At 62.0% G+C, this 14995-nt stretch carries 16 protein-coding genes and 1 pseudogene; 3 read left to right on the top strand and 14 right to left on the bottom strand.

The annotated features are described in order from the left end of the window. Positions 1–11: 11 nt before the first annotated feature. Positions 12–410, top strand: coding sequence for a (2Fe-2S)-binding protein (locus tag B5P46_RS35230; RefSeq protein WP_018244118.1), 399 nt, complete (start codon positions 12–14; stop codon positions 408–410). Then, positions 376–861 carry a bacterioferritin gene (bfr, locus tag B5P46_RS31395; protein ID WP_003543950.1) on the top strand — a complete coding sequence of 162 codons (486 nt, stop codon included), beginning with the start codon at positions 376–378 and terminating at the stop codon, positions 859–861. The genes B5P46_RS35230 and bfr overlap by 35 nt, the downstream gene beginning before the upstream one ends. Before the next feature lie 167 nt (positions 862–1028). Here the strand turns inward: bfr and B5P46_RS31390 are convergent. The 6 genes and pseudogenes from B5P46_RS31390 to rsfS form a co-directional block, all read right to left on the bottom strand. Further along, positions 1029–1564: pseudogene (locus B5P46_RS31390) on the bottom strand (RNA pyrophosphohydrolase). A gap of 64 nt (positions 1565–1628) precedes the next feature. Further along, on the bottom strand, positions 1629–2825 hold the full coding sequence (locus B5P46_RS31385) for a divergent polysaccharide deacetylase family protein (protein ID WP_129422120.1): 1197 nt from the start codon (positions 2823–2825) through the stop codon (positions 1629–1631). Positions 2826–2902: 77 nt separating this feature from the next. Next, positions 2903–4225 (bottom strand): S41 family peptidase, encoded by a 1323-nt coding sequence (locus tag B5P46_RS31380; protein WP_003543943.1) that lies wholly within the window; start codon positions 4223–4225, stop codon positions 2903–2905. Continuing rightward, the gene (locus tag B5P46_RS31375; protein WP_129422119.1) at positions 4215–5615 is read right to left on the bottom strand and encodes a murein hydrolase activator EnvC family protein; all 1401 of its coding nucleotides are present in this window, start codon (positions 5613–5615) and stop codon (positions 4215–4217) included. Before B5P46_RS31375 ends, B5P46_RS31380 begins: the two co-directional genes overlap by 11 nt. A 176-nt stretch (positions 5616–5791) precedes the next feature. Then, positions 5792–6274 carry a 23S rRNA (pseudouridine(1915)-N(3))-methyltransferase RlmH gene (gene rlmH / locus B5P46_RS31370; protein WP_112905560.1) on the bottom strand — a complete coding sequence of 161 codons (483 nt, stop codon included), beginning with the start codon at positions 6272–6274 and terminating at the stop codon, positions 5792–5794. Positions 6275–6374: 100 nt separating this feature from the next. Further along, a complete protein-coding gene (gene rsfS / locus B5P46_RS31365; protein ID WP_206679856.1) occupies positions 6375–6851 on the bottom strand; it encodes a ribosome silencing factor in 477 nt (158 codons plus the stop codon). 178 nt (positions 6852–7029) lie between these two features. Here rsfS and B5P46_RS31360 point away from each other — a divergent pair, with 178 nt between their 5' ends. After that, a complete protein-coding gene (locus B5P46_RS31360; RefSeq protein ID WP_129422118.1) occupies positions 7030–7407 on the top strand; it encodes a winged helix-turn-helix domain-containing protein in 378 nt (125 codons plus the stop codon). On the opposite strand, the gene modC is transcribed toward B5P46_RS31360, so the two are convergent. From modC to obgE, 8 genes are all read right to left on the bottom strand, one after another. Then, a complete protein-coding gene (gene modC, locus B5P46_RS31355) occupies positions 7408–8475 on the bottom strand; it encodes a molybdenum ABC transporter ATP-binding protein (protein WP_129422117.1) in 1068 nt (355 codons plus the stop codon). After that, positions 8472–9173, bottom strand: coding sequence for a molybdate ABC transporter permease subunit (gene modB / locus B5P46_RS31350; RefSeq protein WP_129422207.1), 702 nt, complete (start codon positions 9171–9173; stop codon positions 8472–8474). Before modB ends, modC begins: the two co-directional genes overlap by 4 nt. 261 nt (positions 9174–9434) lie before the next feature. Next, the gene (gene modA / locus B5P46_RS31345; RefSeq protein ID WP_129422116.1) at positions 9435–10226 is read right to left on the bottom strand and encodes a molybdate ABC transporter substrate-binding protein; all 792 of its coding nucleotides are present in this window, start codon (positions 10224–10226) and stop codon (positions 9435–9437) included. A 117-nt stretch (positions 10227–10343) separates the two neighbouring features. Next, positions 10344–10577, bottom strand: a complete 234-nt coding sequence (locus B5P46_RS31340; protein WP_129422115.1) for a hypothetical protein — start codon at positions 10575–10577, stop codon at positions 10344–10346. 172 nt (positions 10578–10749) lie between these two features. Beyond that, positions 10750–11349, bottom strand: coding sequence for a nicotinate-nucleotide adenylyltransferase (locus B5P46_RS31335; protein ID WP_245456341.1), 600 nt, complete (start codon positions 11347–11349; stop codon positions 10750–10752). A 37-nt stretch (positions 11350–11386) separates the two neighbouring features. Further along, the gene (locus B5P46_RS31330; protein WP_129422113.1) at positions 11387–12670 is read right to left on the bottom strand and encodes a glutamate-5-semialdehyde dehydrogenase; all 1284 of its coding nucleotides are present in this window, start codon (positions 12668–12670) and stop codon (positions 11387–11389) included. Continuing rightward, positions 12663–13832, bottom strand: coding sequence for a glutamate 5-kinase (gene proB / locus B5P46_RS31325; protein WP_129422112.1), 1170 nt, complete (start codon positions 13830–13832; stop codon positions 12663–12665). The genes B5P46_RS31330 and proB overlap by 8 nt, the downstream gene beginning before the upstream one ends. Continuing rightward, on the bottom strand, positions 13819–14913 hold the full coding sequence (gene obgE / locus B5P46_RS31320; protein ID WP_129422111.1) for a GTPase ObgE: 1095 nt from the start codon (positions 14911–14913) through the stop codon (positions 13819–13821). The genes proB and obgE overlap by 14 nt, the downstream gene beginning before the upstream one ends. Between the last annotated feature and the right edge of the window lie 82 nt (positions 14914–14995).

Raw genomic sequence — 14995 nt, 5'->3', positions numbered from 1 at the left:
ACCGCTGTTTGATGCTGCGGGACTCGAATTTTTTCTTGACAGCCACCATCTTCTTTAGCAGAAAACACGATAGTCAGTGTCATGTTTGGAATGAAGACGTGCTCGTCTGCAGCTGCAATTATATAACCGATAAAGAAATCCGGGAGGTTATCACCAACCTTCTCGATGAAGACTGTTGGCAGCTTATCGTGCCTGCGAAGGTCTACCACGCCATGGAGAAACGCGGCCGCTGCTGCGGCTGTTTCCCCAACGTGGTCGACATCATTATCCAGACAACCGAGGAATATCACGCCCGTCGCCACTCGACGGAGACCGAAATATTTGATTTCATGTCCCGCTTGAAACAATTCCATGAGGAAAACAGGAGAGCGGACATTGAAAGGCGACAAAAAGGTCATCGAGCGGCTTAACGAGGCGTTGTTCCTCGAACTCGGTGCGGTCAACCAATACTGGGTTCATTATCGTCTTCTTGAGGACTGGGGCTACACCAAGCTCGCCAAGAAGGAGCGCGCCGAATCCATCGAAGAGATGCACCATGCCGACCGGCTTGTTGCACGCATCATCTTCCTCGAAGGCCATCCCAATCTGCAGACTCTTGCACCTCTGCGCATCGGCCAGAACGTCAAGGAAGTTCTGGAAGCCGATCTTGCCGGCGAGTACGACGCCCGCGCGGCCTACAAAAAGTCGCGCGATATCTGTCATGACGCCGGCGACTACGTTTCCATGAAACTCTTCGAGGAGCTGTTGGCGGACGAGGAAGGTCATATCGACTTCCTCGAAACCCAGATCGACCTGCTCGAGAAAATCGGCGAGAGCAAATACGGCCAGCTCAACGCCGATTCCGCCAACGAAGCCGAATAGTATTCGAACCAGATGCCGGCCGCCCATGGCGGCCGGTGTTAGCTATCGAATTATCCGCTGCCAGCCACCGCGATCGGTCGCATCAAACCGGATCGAAACCGGTGCCCCTTGTTTCCATCTGCTGAAATCAAAAACGGACCTGATCAATCGCGATCATGCTGTATCGATCAGTCTTCCGATTGTAGGGCTCTGCTAGATGCTGGAACTCGGCCACCACCTGGTCGTAGACGGCGCGCTTGAAGGGCACGATCAGCCCCGGCAGTTGCTGCATCGGCTTCCATTCCCAGGCATCGAATTCCGGTTCATGGCCGCCAGGCGGCGGATTGATGGCGATCTCGCCGTCGTCGCCGTCGAAGCGGAAGGCGAACCAGCGTTGCGTCTGGCCGCGGAATTTTCCTCTCAGCCCGATGCCGATCAGGGCCGGCGGCAGATCATAGTTGATCCACTCTCTCGCTTCGGCAAGCAGGGTCACCGTCTTCATGCCGGTCTCCTCGTAAAGCTCGCGATAGGCGGCGTCCAATGGATTCTCGCCCTTGTCGATGCCCCCCTGCGGCATCTGCCAGAGCTGCGGCGAGCCGTCATATTCGGAATTGCCGTCGGAGATGCGTCTTCCCGCCCAGACGAGGCCATCGCGGTTCAGGATCATTACGCCGACGCAGGGGCGGTAGGGCAGATCCTCGGCTTTCACGGTCGCCTGGCTCATCTTCTTCTCCGTTCTGGGATTCTTCTCAGGGATTCCTCTCAAGGATCCATCTCAAGGATTGTTCTCAAGGATTCTTGGGGTCGTTGGAAAGGGCGGCAACGCCGACGATCTCGATGCCGCGCATCGCGGCCTCCTCGCTCCATTTGGCGATGGCGTCAACGCTCTCATCGAAAGCCGAGGCGACGCCGATCGCCTGGCCGTTCTTGCGGGCGATGCGCTCGAGCTCGTCGAGTTTCTTCAGGACGGCGTTGATATCGAGCTGGCCGTCGAGCTGCAGGTCGGCGAAGGCATAGGGCAGTTCGGTTCCCTTGGCGATCGCCGCCGTCTTCGACTGCGCCGATGTGCCGTCGTCGAGAAACAGCAACCCGCGCTTGCCGATGTCGCGCATGACAGGTTCCATGGCGGCGGGATCAGACAGGAAACGGCCGCCGAGATAATTCATGACGCCGGTATAGTTGGTGATCTCGCCCATCGCCTTGTGCAGGTTCTCGATATTGCGGGCAGCCGGTTTCGTGGTCAGCAACGTTTCCGGCCCTGGATCGTTCGCCGGGTAATCAAAGGGTTCGAGCGGCACCTGGAGAAGGATCTCGTGGCCGCCGCGGCGGGCTTCCTGCATCCAGCGCTGCAGGCTGTTGCCGCTTGCAGCAAAGGCGAAGGTGATCTCTTCGGGGAGTTCGGCGATGGCACGCTGCGTTCCGGTCTGACTAAGCCCGAGGCCGCTGACAACGATGGCGATGCGGACGCCGCGCGCGCCGGACGAGGGACGCGCATATTGATCCATCGGCCGCCGGCCATCGGGGCCGACGATCGGCAGCCTGCCAAAAGGCGTCTCTTCGAGCAGCGCTTCATTGGGCTGGGCTGCCATGCGCGGATCCTGGCCGATCTGCATGGCGTCGACCAGCACCGGCCCGCCGCCGTCGCGCGGGCGGGGACTGTATTTGGTGACGACCGAGCCGTCGCCGGTGACCATCTGCTCGACATTGGCACCCGAGCGCGGGTCGGCGCGCGGCATGCCGTCTGCCGCTTGGCCGGTGGTGGCAGTCGGCGGCTGAGCGGTATTGGCAGGGGGTGTTGCGGCTTGTTCGGCCGCCGGCGGTTTGGTGCGTTCGAGCCCATCGCCGCGAAATGCCGTATAAAGGGAAAAGCCGCCTATCGCGAAAAGGCAAAGACTGGCGGCGATACGACCGAGGCGCAGGACACCCGGGCGCCGGCGGCCAGTTTTGCGGTTGCGGCCCAAAGGCGCATGCAGGTCCGTTCCCAATTTTTTGCCCGCTCCAAAACCGGGAAACAGCAGAAAGGCTCAAGGCCGGGCGAGGTGCCCGGCCTTGAGTTGATTGATTACTTGGCGACGACGGCCTTGTCCGGGTTCGGCGGGAAGGCCGGATCGGTCTTCTTGCCGCGCAGAAGGTCGAGCGCGTAGTTCAGCTGAACGTCGTCCTTCGGATCCGGCGGCACGTAGGCAACGGAGCCCGAACCTTCGTCCGTCTCGCTCTGGCCCTTGATGTGGCCGCGCAGGCTGGATTCGCCTTCGGTCACCATCTTGCCCTGCAGTTCCTCCGGCAGCGGCTCCTCGACCTTGATGTCGGGGGTGATGCCGGTACCCTGGATCGAGCGGCCCGACGGCGTGTAATAGAGTGCCGTGGTCAGGCGCAGCGCGCCGTTTTCGCCGAGCGGGATGATCGTCTGGACGGAACCCTTGCCGAAGGAGCGCGTGCCGAGAACGGTGGCACGGCGCAGATCCTGAAGCGCGCCGGCGACGATTTCCGATGCGGAAGCCGAACCGCCGTTAATCAGCACGATCACCGGCTTGCCATCCGTCAGGTCGCCCGGGCCGGCATTGAAGCGGCGGGTTTCATCCGGATTGCGGCCGCGGGTCGAAACGACTTCGCCACGCTGCAGCAGCGCATCGGAGACATTGATCGCCTGGTCGAGCAGACCGCCCGGATTGAGGCGCAGGTCGAGGACATAACCCTTCAGCTTGTCGGCCGGAACGGTGTCCTTGATCTTCTTGATCGCCTTTTCCATGTCAGGATAGGTCTTCTCGGTGAAGGAGATGATGCGGAGATAACCGACATCGTCCTCGACACGCGACTTGACTGCCTGGACGGCGACGACGTCACGGACGATCGTCAGCTCGATCGGCTTGTCGGCACCCTTGCGGATCAGCGTCAGCTTGATCGGCGTGTTGACAGCGCCGCGCATCTTCTCGACTGCGTCTTCCAGCTTCAGGCCGCGCACGGACTGGCCGTCGATCTCGGAGATGTAGTCGCCGGCGAGAACGCCGGCCTTGGCGGCGGGCGTATCGTCGATCGGGGTAATGACCTTGACCAGTTCGTCTTCCATCGTGACTTCGATGCCGAGGCCGCCGAACTCACCCTTGGTCTGGGTGCGCATGTCCTCGGCGTCCTTCGCATTCATGTAGCTCGAATGCGGATCGAGCGAGGAGAGCATGCCGTTGATGGCGTTCTCGATCAGCTTGTCTTCCGCTGGCGGCGTCACATATTGCGCACGCACACGCTCGAAGACATCTCCGAAAACCGAAAGTTCCTTGTAGGTCGAGGATCCGGCCGCTTCTGCCGGCACACCCGCCGAGTAAATGACGCTCATTGCGGTCGCACCCATCAATGCGCCGACCAGAACAAGAGAAGCCCTACGAATCATTGCGTGCCTTTCCAGTGTCTTTGGCGGTCCACCACGGCCGGGAATCGACCGGTTTACCGTCCTTTCGAAATTCAATGTAAAGCGTTGGCCGGTTCGTTTCCAGCGCCAATGCAGTTGCGCTTGCCACTCTTTTCGCGCCCATCACGGCAAGCGGCTCGCCGGAGAAAACGAATTTTCCCTGACGGGTATTGATCGTATCCATTCCCGAGAGAACCAGGTGGTATCCATCGCCCGCGTCGAGGATGATCATCTGGCCGTAACTGCGGAATACGCCGGCGAAAACCACCAGACCATCCGCAGGCGCCGTCACCACTGTCTCTGGATTGGTGGCGACCGTCATTCCCATGGCCTCGTGCCCGGTGCCGTCGGCATCGCCGAACTGGCGCAGGATATCGCCCGCAACGGGCACCTCCAATTTCGCCTTCAATTCTCCGAAGGGATATGCGGGCGCAATGCGGTTTTTATCGGGCACGCCGCTGTCGGCAAGCGCCTTGGCCTGGGCGCGCTGCTCGTCCGTCATAAGCTTGCGGTTCTCCTCCGCCTGGCGGGCGGCAGCGGCGGCATCCCGCACCGAAGCGATCTCGGATTCCATCGAGGCGACGAGGCCTTCAAGGTTGGTCGCCTTGCCCGCCAGCTCCTCGGAGCGTTTCCTTTCAGCCGCGAGTTCGGCGGCGTTGCTGCGGCTGAGCTTGTCGTTTTCGGCAAGCAGCAGGTCCATGCGCCGCTCTTCCTCGATGCCGTTGGTCATCGTCGCGGTCAGCGAGGTCTTCTCGGCAGCACTTGCGGTCTGCAACTCGGCGAGGCTTGCGAGGTCTGCGGCAAGCTTGTCGGTCTCCTTGCGGATGCCGGGCACGACGGCGCCGAGCAGAATGGCGCTGCGCACGGAGGCGAGCGCATCGTCGGGGGTGACGAGCAAAGCCGGCGGCGGGTTGCGGCCCATGCGCTGGAGCGCTGCCAGCACCTCGGCCAGCAGGCCGCGGCGCTCATGCAGGGAACGGCGGATGCCATCCTCCTTGACGCCGAGATCGGCAAGCTTCTTCTCGCTTTCGAGGATCTGCTTTTCGAGCGCCTTGCGGCGGGCTGCGGAATCAATCAGTGCCTGGCGGATGCTTTCCGTGCTCTTTTCGAGATCGGCGATGCTCTGCTGAAGCGCGCTCACCTTGTCGGTGGAGAGGCTGATCGTTTTCGACAGGGTTTCGAGTTCGGCACGGGTCTGGTCACGCTTGGCGGCAAGTTCAGCGGCCGGATCGGGCGGCGGCGGCTCGGTCGCCGGCTGCACTGCGGATTGTGCTGCCTCGGGCGCGACATCCTGCGCCCGGACGATGAACGGATTTGCCGACACGACAATCACCGCCACACCGACGCCGGCCGCGATGGCCGGCAGGATCATGCGGTGTCGCCTGGTGGATGCTCTCGTCATGCGTGTTGGGGCACTTTCTCAAATCGCGCGGAGACTAAGCTGATTTGATGCGCTTTGCCATAACGTTTGAAGGAGAACGGGTGGCCAAGCAAACACGGCTGCGTGACATTGCGACGCATTGGCCGACGCATCAGGCCGATGTGGCATCAGACGCGGTGATAGGGGTGGCCGGACAGGATGGTGACGGCACGATAAAGCTGTTCGGCGATCAGTGTGCGCACGAGCTGATGCGGCCATGTCATTTTGCCCAGGCACAGCGTGGCGTCGGCACGGTCGTAAAGGGAGGGATCGAGGCCGTCGGCACCGCCGATTGCGATGGTCAGCTCGCGCTTGCCCTGGTCACGATAGGAACCGAGCAGGTTTGCGAAGGCTTCGCTGTCGAGCGCCTTGCCGCGTTCATCGAGAAGAATGAGGATGCTGCCATCGGCAAGCGATTTCAAAAGCATCGCCGCCTCTTCACGTTTGCGGGTTTCCGCATTGGAGGCGCGGCTTTCGCCAACTTCGGCAACGCGGGTCAGTTCGAGGCCGACGGCGGGGCCGGCCTTGGCGAAACGGTCGAAATAACGGGCGGCAAGATCCTTTTCTGGGCCGGACTTCAGCCGTCCCACCGCAAAAAGACCTATTCGCATTCATCCGCTCCCGCTCATGCGGCACATCGGGCGCACACTACGCCACCGGCCGGCTTATCTGTTTGCCGGCCAGCCAATGCCACGTCTCAGGCGCCGCCTGTCAGTGCCGTGTTTCTTCATCCATATCCGGAGCCGCCCACATCTTTTCGATGTTGTAGAACTCGCGGATTTCGGGCCGGAACACATGCACGATAATGTCACCGGTGTCGATCAGGACCCAATCGCCGCCTTCCTGACCTTCGACGCGGGCCGTACCGAGGCCGTCGTCCTTAAGGTCGGTGAGCAGGTGATCCGAGATCGCCATGACATGCCTGTTCGAGCGGCCGGAGACGACGATCATGTAGTCTCCCAGCGCCGATTTTCCGGCAATGTCGATGGTAACGATATCTTCAGCTTTGGAGTCCTCGAGGCTGGCGAGGACGGTTTCTAGGGCACGGGCGGCGGCATCGGCGCCACGTTCCGCACTCTTCGGGATAACGGCGAGCGTTTTTCCCTTGGCGTGTACTGTTGTCAGTGCTTTCCCTTTCCTGGAATGACAAACTATGCACAACACGAGATCCGATCGAGACCGGATCATGGTTAAGATAGGCATCAAACCATTAATGTTTCAAGACATGCTAAGGTACGGAACGGCCGAAAATCCGATCTGCCGTTCGAATTGAAGTATTTGACTGCTCTGGGCGGCCTTGTGCGGGCGGTGTACAGTTTCCCTGCCGCAGCGTAAAGTGCGGCAAATTCCACGATCTCCAGATTCAATGACCGACTCAGCCGCAAAAACACTCGTGCCCGTCCTGCGAATCAGCTTTCCGGACGAGGATCGCCTCGGCCATGGCAAGATGGAACTGCTGGAGCATATCCGCCAGACCGGGTCGATCTCGGCGGCCGGGCGGGCGATGGACATGTCCTATCGGCGGGCATGGTTGCTGGTCAGCGAGATGAACCGGATGTTTAACGAACAGGTGGTGGAATCGCAGCGCGGCGGGCAGAAGGGCGGCGGCGCGGCGCTGACGCCGTTCGGCGAGGAATTGCTCGGGCGTTTCCGCCGGATGGAAAGGACGATGCGCACGAGCCTTGCCGAAGATCTCGCCTGGCTCGAGGCCAAGCGCAACCTGCAGCAGGGCGAGCGCAGCTGATCAGGCCTCCAGGGCAACTGTCTTGATGACGGCGAAGACCGCCCTTCCCGGTCGAAGATCGAGACGCTCGCAGGAGAGCGTCGTGATCCGGGAAAGAATGATATCGCCGCCGCAATCGAGCCGGATTTCCACCGTTCCGTCCTCGGTCGACGACATCCCTTCTATCCTTGCTTCCAGGATATTCAGCGCGCTCAGCCCCTCGGGCCTTGCGGTCGCCAGCATGACATCGCGGGCAGGAATGCGGATGCGGACCGATTTGCCGGGCGCAAGGGCGGCTCCGGGAATATGGAGCTGACAGGATTTCAGCGCGACCGTCGATAGACGGTGCCGCGCATCGAAGCTTTCTACGGTGCCTTCCAGCAGTGCGCCCGCTTCCCGCCGGTCGGCGGCGGCGGAGGGGCGGCTCAATATGTCGATAGCGGGGCCGGTCGCTTCCACCTTGCCGTCACGCATGACGACGACTTGGTTTGCCAGCCGCGCCACCTCGGCGATCGAATGGCTGACATAGACGATCGGGATGTCGGTTTCGTCGCGCAATCGCTCCAAATAAGGCAGGATCTCGGCCTTGCGCGCCTCGTCGAGGGCGGCGAGCGGCTCGTCCATCAACAGCAGGCGAGGCGAGGAGAGAAGCGCGCGGCCGATGGCGACGCGCTGCTTCTCGCCGCCGGAGAGTTTCGAGGGGCTGCGCTCCAGCAGCGTCTCGACGCCGAGCAGGTCGACGATGCGATCGAAGCTCTCGCCGCGCGCCGTTCTCGCCGCGAACCAGCGGCCATAGAATAGATTGGCGCGAACGCTGAGATGCGGGAAAAGCCGCGCTTCCTGAAAGACATAACCGAAGCGGCGGCGATGTTTCGGGACGAAGATGTCGGTTTCGGTTTCGGTCAAGGCCTCGCCGTCGAGGACGACGCGGCCTTCGTCCGGGCGGGCGAGGCCGGCGATGATGCGGATCATCGAGGTCTTACCGGAGCCGGAGCGGCCGAACAGCGCCGTGACGCCACGCTCGGAGGTGAAGGCGGCATCGAGCGAAAAGGCGCCGAGCCTCTGTTTTGCCTCGACGATCAGCGTCATTCCGGGTCGATCCTCCGGCCGGCGAGACGGGCGAGGAATTCGGAGGCGAGCAGGGCGGCCATGGAAATGACGACGGCGACGAGCGTCAGGCGGAGCGCGCCGGCATCGCCGCCCGGCACCTGGGTGAAGGTGTAGATCGCCGCCGACAGCGTCTGGGTTTCGCCGGGAATGTTGGAGACGAAGGTGATCGTCGCGCCGAATTCGCCCATCGCCTTGGCAAAAGAGAGGATCATGCCGGCGATGATGCCGGGCAGGGTCAGCGGCAGGGTGATCGTCAGGAAGACCCAGACAGGGCCGGCGCCGAGGGTTCCGGCCGCCTCTTCCAGCTTGCGGTCGACCGCCTCGATCGACAGGCGGATGCTGCGCACCATCAGCGGAAAGGCCATGATGGCGCAGGCCAAGGCCGCGCCCGTCCAGCGGAAGGAGAGAACAATGCCGAAATACTGGTCGAGCAGGCTGCCGATCGGACCGCGGCGGCCAAACAGGATGAGGAGAAGGAAACCGGTGACGACCGGAGGCAGGATCAGCGGCAGGTGAACGACGCCGTTCAGCACCGACTTGCCCCAGAAACGACCGCGGGCAAGCAGCAGGGCGACGAGGATGCCAAGGGGAAGGCTCGCCAACATGGCGACAATCGAGACGCGCAGGCTGAGCAGGATCGCCGTCCATTCCTCATTGCTCAAGCCCAGAGCGTCCAGCAAGCGCTTCTATTCCTCTCAAAAATGAAGGCTCGCACATGCAAGCCGTTTGTTGACAAATCTTGCTCTTTACCCGGCGTCATCCTCGGCCCTGTGCCGAGGATCTGCTGCATATCCAAATCGACCGGATGCAGATGCTCGGGACAAGCCCGAGCATGACGATAGAGTAGTTAGCTGTCTTCGTCAGTAGACTGAAGCATCGTGATGTGAGCGTCAGGTCAGGCACTGACGTGCAAATCCGCAGTCATTTCAGGCTCCCGACTATTTCAAGATGGTGAAACCCTGCGCTGTGAAGAAGGCGGCGGCCTTGTCGGATTTCAGGAAGTCGAGATAGGCTGCGGCATCCGGGTTCTGGCTCGAAGCCAGGATGGCGATCGGATAGATGATCGGCGGGTGGGAATCGGCCGGGAAGGTGCCGACGATGGCGACACCCTTATCGGCTGCGGCATCCGTCTGGTAGACGATGCCATAAGGCGCTTCGCCGCGCGAGACGAGGGCAAGGGCGGCGCGTACGCTTTCGGCGCCGGCGACCTTGGTTTCGACCGATTTCCAGACGCCGAGCTTTTCGAGCGCGGCCATGCCGTATTTGCCGGCCGGAACCGATTTCGGCTCACCCATGGCAAGCTTGCCGTCACCGAGGAGCCCGGCGAGGTCGAAGCTCTGCTTGATCTCGATCGGCTTTGCCCTGTCCTTTTCCGTAACGAGCACAATCTTGTTGCCGAGCAGGTTGGAACGGGTATCGGCCTTGATCAGGTTCTTCTTGGCGACGTAATCCATCCAGTCGAGGTCGGCCGAGATGAAGATATTGGCGGGGGCCGCGTTTTCGATCTGCTTGGCCAGCGCGCCGCTCGCCGCATAGGAGGTGACGGTGTCCTTGCCGCTTTCCTTCGTCCAGGCGGCATTGGCGGCGTCGAGTGCATCCTTGAGGCTCGCCGCCGCAAAGACGGTGAGTTTTTCGGCTGCGGCGGCAGGCGCCGGAAGCGCTGCTGCGCCAAGCCAGAAGGCCATGATCGCGGCGGTTGCCAGTTTCATCCATCGGCGGCGGTTTTGCATGATTTCTCCCAGCTATCGAAATATTGCAACAAATATAACGGTCGGTGCGCCCTGGCTAGGGATATATCCAACAAAATATAACCGTATCCGGCGCTCGCGTTCGGAGCGGCGCAATGTTCAAGCATTCGTGAGGTGCATGGCTTCCGCCGAAAGTGAGATTGGCAGGGGCGAAAATACCTGGGCAGTTTGCAAACCGCAAGGACCTCTGGCGGCAGGGATGCTTCCTTTAATTTTTGCTAATAAAAGCGGCAATGGCGAAACCAAATCAGCCCGGAGATTTGCATCCGATGCATTGCTGCAATGCACCAATCGATATTCATCTTTCTTCGAAATATGGTATAACACACTCATCGAAACGGCTTCTCCTCCTCCCATAGCCGTTCGGTAGGATCGACAACACTCCTCCTCCCAGTTGTCGATCGAGTTTATAAGCCCGACGGATCTCCTCCCCCGTCGGGCTTTCTCGTTTTCGGGATCTTCTGAAATCAGGCTGGCGCATGCGTCTTGCTGGGCGCGCGGCGCTCTATTCGGCGTCGCGGTGCGAAGAGCCGTTGCGGATTGCCGTCGAGCTCAGGCCGGAGCGCGGCCCGTGGATGAAGGTCCAGGCCGGGGCACGTTTCTTCCAGAGAACACGGGCATCATCCTCGTCGACACGGGCGAAATCGAAGGTCCTTGCCATTTTCGAGGAGAGGAAGGACAGCGTCGCGCCCGGCCGGTCTATCACCGCGATCGGGAAGGTGCGGGCAATCTCCTGCCATTTCTGCCATTTGTGAAAGGTCTGCAGGCTGTCTGCGCCCATGATCCAGATGAAATGCACATGCGGATTGCGCGCCTTGACGCGGGCAAGCGTGTTGGCGGTGTAGCTGGTGCCGAGCGTCTGTTCGAAGGCGGTGACCTTGACGCGCGGATCGGCGGCAATACGTTCACTTTCGGCAATGCGCTCGGCAAGCGGAGCCAGCTGGTTGCGGCTCTTCAGCGGATTGCCCGGGGTGACCATCCACCAGAGCTGATCGAGGCCAAGCCGCTTGAGGGCGATCTCGGCGACGAGCGCGTGGCCCTGATGCGGCGGATTGAACGAGCCGCCGAACAGACCGACGACCATGCCGCGCTCGCTGTGCGGCATGCGGAGATAGCGCCGGTCCACATCCTCAATCGTCACGTCAGGGCCGCGTCTGTCCGGCACCGTGCACCCGATATTTGAAAGAGGTGAGCTGTTCGACGCCGACCGGGCCACGGGCATGCATCTTGCCGGTGGCGATGCCGATTTCCGCACCCATGCCGAACTCGCCGCCATCGGCAAACTGCGTCGAGGCATTATGCAGCAGGATCGCCGAATCGACCTCGGTGAAGAAACGCGCGACGACGTTAGGGTCCTCGGCTATGACCGCCTCGGTGTGGTTCGAGGAATATGTCTGGATATGGGCGATGGCGCCCGATATGCCGTCGACGACGGCAACTGAAATGATCGCATCGAGATATTCGGTCGACCAGTCCTCCTCGGCCGCGGGCTTCATGCTGGGTGCAACCTTCAGCACCGTTGGCGAAGCACGGATCTCGCAGCCGGCCTCCGTCAGAACCTCGAGCAGCGGCGTCAGATGCGTGCCAATCGCAGCACCATCGACGAGCAGGGTTTCGACTGCGCCGCAGATGCCGGTGCGGCGCATCTTGGCGTTGACGATGATCTTTTTCGCCATTTCGATATCGGCCGAGGCATCGACATAGATGTGGCAAAGACCTTCGAGATGGGCAAAAACCGGCACGCGGGCCTCGCTCTGCACGCGGGCAACCAGGCTCTTGCCGCCGCGCGGCACGATGACGTCGATCGCGCCGTCCAGGCCGCGCAGCATGGCGCCGACGGCGGCGCGGTCGGTGACCGGCACGAGCTGGATAGCATGCTCTGGAAGTCCCGCCGTCTTCAGGCCCTCGACCAGGCAGGCATGGATAGCCTGCGATGAACGGCGCGAATCCGAGCCGCAACGCAGGATGACGGCATTGCCCGCCTTGAGGCAGAGGGCGCCGGCATCGGCGGTGACGTTCGGCCGGCTTTCGAAGATCACGCCGATGACGCCGAGGGGCGTACGGACGCGCTCGATCTTCAGGCCGTTCGGCCGGTCCCAGGCAGCGATGACTTCGCCGACCGGATCGGCAAGGGCGGCGATGGCGCGAATTCCCTCGGCCATTTCGGCGATGCGTTTGTCGTTCAGCGTCAGCCGGTCGACGAAGGAAGCGAGCATCTCGGTGCCTTCGATGTCCTTCAGGTCCTTGGCGTTCTCGGCAAGAATACGCGCCTTGTTTGCCAGGATCGCATCGGCCATGGCATTCAGCGCGCTGTTCTTGGCTTCGGTGGACGCAAAGCCCAACGGTCGTGCGGCAGCCTTTGCCTTGCGGCCGATGTCGTGCATCAGCACGTCAATGTCAGGGCCCGGCGCAACGGTATCAAGCATAGCTCGCGTCCTTCTTCTGCCTTTCCGATTTCGAACCGACCTGCGCGGTCATCACCATGTCGTCGCGATGGACCATGGCGGCGCGCCCGGCATAGCCGAGAATGGCCTCGATCTCTGCCGACTTGCGGCCGGCGATCCGACGGGCGTCGTCGGCATCGTAGCTTACCAGACCGCGGGCGATCTCGCGGCCGGCCGGGCCGATGATCGCCACCGTGTCGCCGCGGCTGAAGAGGCCGGAAACGCTGCGAACGCCGGCAGGAAGCAGGCTCTTGCCGGCCCCGAGGGCGACGACGGCGCCGTCATCGACATGCAGTTCGCCGGCCGGCTGCAGCTGTCCGGCAATCCAGGTCTTGCGGGCGGTAACGGGTGTGCCAGACGGCGCAAACCAGGAGGAACGAGCGCCGTTTTCGATCGCCGACAGAGGGTTGTCGGTCTTGCCGGAGGCGATGATCATGGCGCAGCCTGATGCCGTCGCAATCTTGCCGGCATCGATCTTGGTGCGCATGCCGCCGCGCGAAAGCTCGGAGGCCGCGCCTCCGGCCATCGCCTCGATTTCCGGGGTGATTGCGGCAATCGTCTCCAGGAAGGCTGCGTTCGCATCGAGATGCGGCGGCGCGGTGTAGAGACCGTCGATATCGGAGAGAAGAATGAGCAGATCGGCGCCGGTCATCGTCGCGACGCGGGCGGCCAGCCGGTCGTTGTCGCCATAGCGGATCTCGCTGGTGGCGACCGTGTCGTTCTCGTTGATGATCGGCACGGCGCCGATCTTCAAAAGCTGATTGATGGTGGCGCGCGCATTGAGATAACGGCGGCGCTCCTCGGTATCGCCGAGCGTCAGCAGGATCTGGCCGGCGACGATCTCGTCGCGCGACAGGCTTTCCGACCAGGCGCGCGCCAGCGCGATCTGGCCGACGGCGGCGGCCGCCTGGCTTTCCTCCAGCTTCAGCGCACCTGACGGCAGGTCGAGCACCGAGCGGCCGAGCGCGATTGCGCCCGAGGAGACGACGAGCACGTCGATGCCCTTGGCCTTCAAGCCTGAGATATCGGCGCACATGGCGTCGAGCCAGGCCTTCTTCAGCCCGGCCTTGCGGTCGACCAGAAGCGCGGATCCGATCTTGATGACGATGCGGCGGTAGCGGCCAAGCGGCTTACGGCTGGTCATCGTCCTCGTCCCCACCCTTGTCCTCGCCCTCATCGGTGACGATCATGTCGCGATGGCGCAGCTTCGGCACCTTGGCCGGCTTCTCCTCGGTATTGGCTTCGACGATGATGTCGCGCAGCGCACGCAGCACCTCGGTCATGCCCTTGCCGGTGACGGCCGAAATCTGGAACGGCATCTTGCCGCAGGCCTTGGCCAATTCCTTGGTCTTCTTCTTCAGTTCGGCATCGTCGAGCACGTCGATCTGTGACAGCGCCACGATCTCAGCCTTGTCGGTCAGATCGTTTCCATAGGCTTCAAGTTCGTGCTTGACCGTCTTATACGCCTTGCCGACCTTTTCCTCCTGGGCGGAGATGAGGTGGAGCAGCACGCGGGTGCGCTCGACATGGCCGAGGAAACGGTCGCCGATTCCGACACCTTCATGGGCGCCTTCGATCAGGCCCGGAATGTCGGCCAGGATAAATTCGCGCTCGTCGATCGTGGCGACGCCGAGATTGGGATGCAGCGTCGTGAAGGGATAGTTGGCGATCTTCGGCCGGGCGCGGGTGACTGATGCCAGGAAGGTCGACTTGCCGGCATTGGGCAGACCGACGAGGCCGGCATCGGCAATCAGCTTCAGGCGCAGCCAGATGGTTTTTTCCTCGCCGGGCAGGCCGGGATTGGCCCAATCCGGCGCCTGGTTGGTCGAGGTCTTGAAATGGGCGTTGCCGAAGCCGCCATTGCCGCCATGGGCAAGGCAGTAACGCTGGCCCTCGACGGTCAGGTCGCAGATCAGCGTTTCCTGATCTTCCTCGAAGATCTGGGTGCCCACGGGAACCTTGAGCGTCACGTCGCTGCCATTGGCGCCGGTGCGGTTCCTGCCCATGCCATGGGTGCCGATCGTCGCCTTGAAATGCTGCTGATAGCGGAAATCGATCAGCGTGTTCAGGCCGTTGACGGCCTCGACCCAGACGTCGCCGCCGCGCCCGCCATCACCGCCATCCGGGCCGCCGAACTCAATGAATTTCTCGCGTCGGAAGGAAACGCTGCCGCCGCCGCCGTCCCCGGACTTGATATAGACCTTTGCTTCGTCGAGAAATTTCATTTTACTTCCAATATCCAGTGGCAGTTGGACGGCCCGTCTTGGCCCATTCGATATAGGCGGTTCCGACAGAGGTCAAAGATTA

Origin of the sequence: Rhizobium leguminosarum (genome assembly GCF_004123835.1) — a bacterium.
Taxonomy (GTDB): Bacteria; Pseudomonadota; Alphaproteobacteria; order Rhizobiales; family Rhizobiaceae; genus Rhizobium; species Rhizobium leguminosarum_M.
This window is presented reverse-complemented; position numbering and strand designations above follow the sequence as displayed.

What these genes read in the sequence shown, in the direction of transcription:
- B5P46_RS31335 (WP_245456341.1), bottom strand. Translation starts at nt 11,349, where the DNA reads ATGCCGCACAGCGAGCGCGGCATGGTCGTCGGTCTGTTCGGCGGCTCG.
- rsfS (WP_206679856.1), bottom strand. Translation starts at nt 6,851, where the DNA reads ATGATCCGGTCTCGATCGGATCTCGTGTTGTGCATAGTTTGTCATTCC.
- B5P46_RS31330 (WP_129422113.1), bottom strand. Translation starts at nt 12,670, where the DNA reads ATGCTTGATACCGTTGCGCCGGGCCCTGACATTGACGTGCTGATGCAC.
- modC (WP_129422117.1), bottom strand. Translation starts at nt 8,475, where the DNA reads ATGACGCTGATCGTCGAGGCAAAACAGAGGCTCGGCGCCTTTTCGCTC.
- B5P46_RS35230 (WP_018244118.1), top strand. Translation starts at nt 12, where the DNA reads ATGCTGCGGGACTCGAATTTTTTCTTGACAGCCACCATCTTCTTTAGC.
- obgE (WP_129422111.1), bottom strand. Translation starts at nt 14,913, where the DNA reads ATGAAATTTCTCGACGAAGCAAAGGTCTATATCAAGTCCGGGGACGGC.
- proB (WP_129422112.1), bottom strand. Translation starts at nt 13,832, where the DNA reads ATGACCAGCCGTAAGCCGCTTGGCCGCTACCGCCGCATCGTCATCAAG.
- B5P46_RS31380 (WP_003543943.1), bottom strand. Translation starts at nt 4,225, where the DNA reads ATGATTCGTAGGGCTTCTCTTGTTCTGGTCGGCGCATTGATGGGTGCG.
- B5P46_RS31375 (WP_129422119.1), bottom strand. Translation starts at nt 5,615, where the DNA reads ATGATCCTGCCGGCCATCGCGGCCGGCGTCGGTGTGGCGGTGATTGTC.
- rlmH (WP_112905560.1), bottom strand. Translation starts at nt 6,274, where the DNA reads ATGCGAATAGGTCTTTTTGCGGTGGGACGGCTGAAGTCCGGCCCAGAA.
- modA (WP_129422116.1), bottom strand. Translation starts at nt 10,226, where the DNA reads ATGCAAAACCGCCGCCGATGGATGAAACTGGCAACCGCCGCGATCATG.
- B5P46_RS31360 (WP_129422118.1), top strand. Translation starts at nt 7,030, where the DNA reads ATGACCGACTCAGCCGCAAAAACACTCGTGCCCGTCCTGCGAATCAGC.
- B5P46_RS31340 (WP_129422115.1), bottom strand. Translation starts at nt 10,577, where the DNA reads ATGAGTGTGTTATACCATATTTCGAAGAAAGATGAATATCGATTGGTG.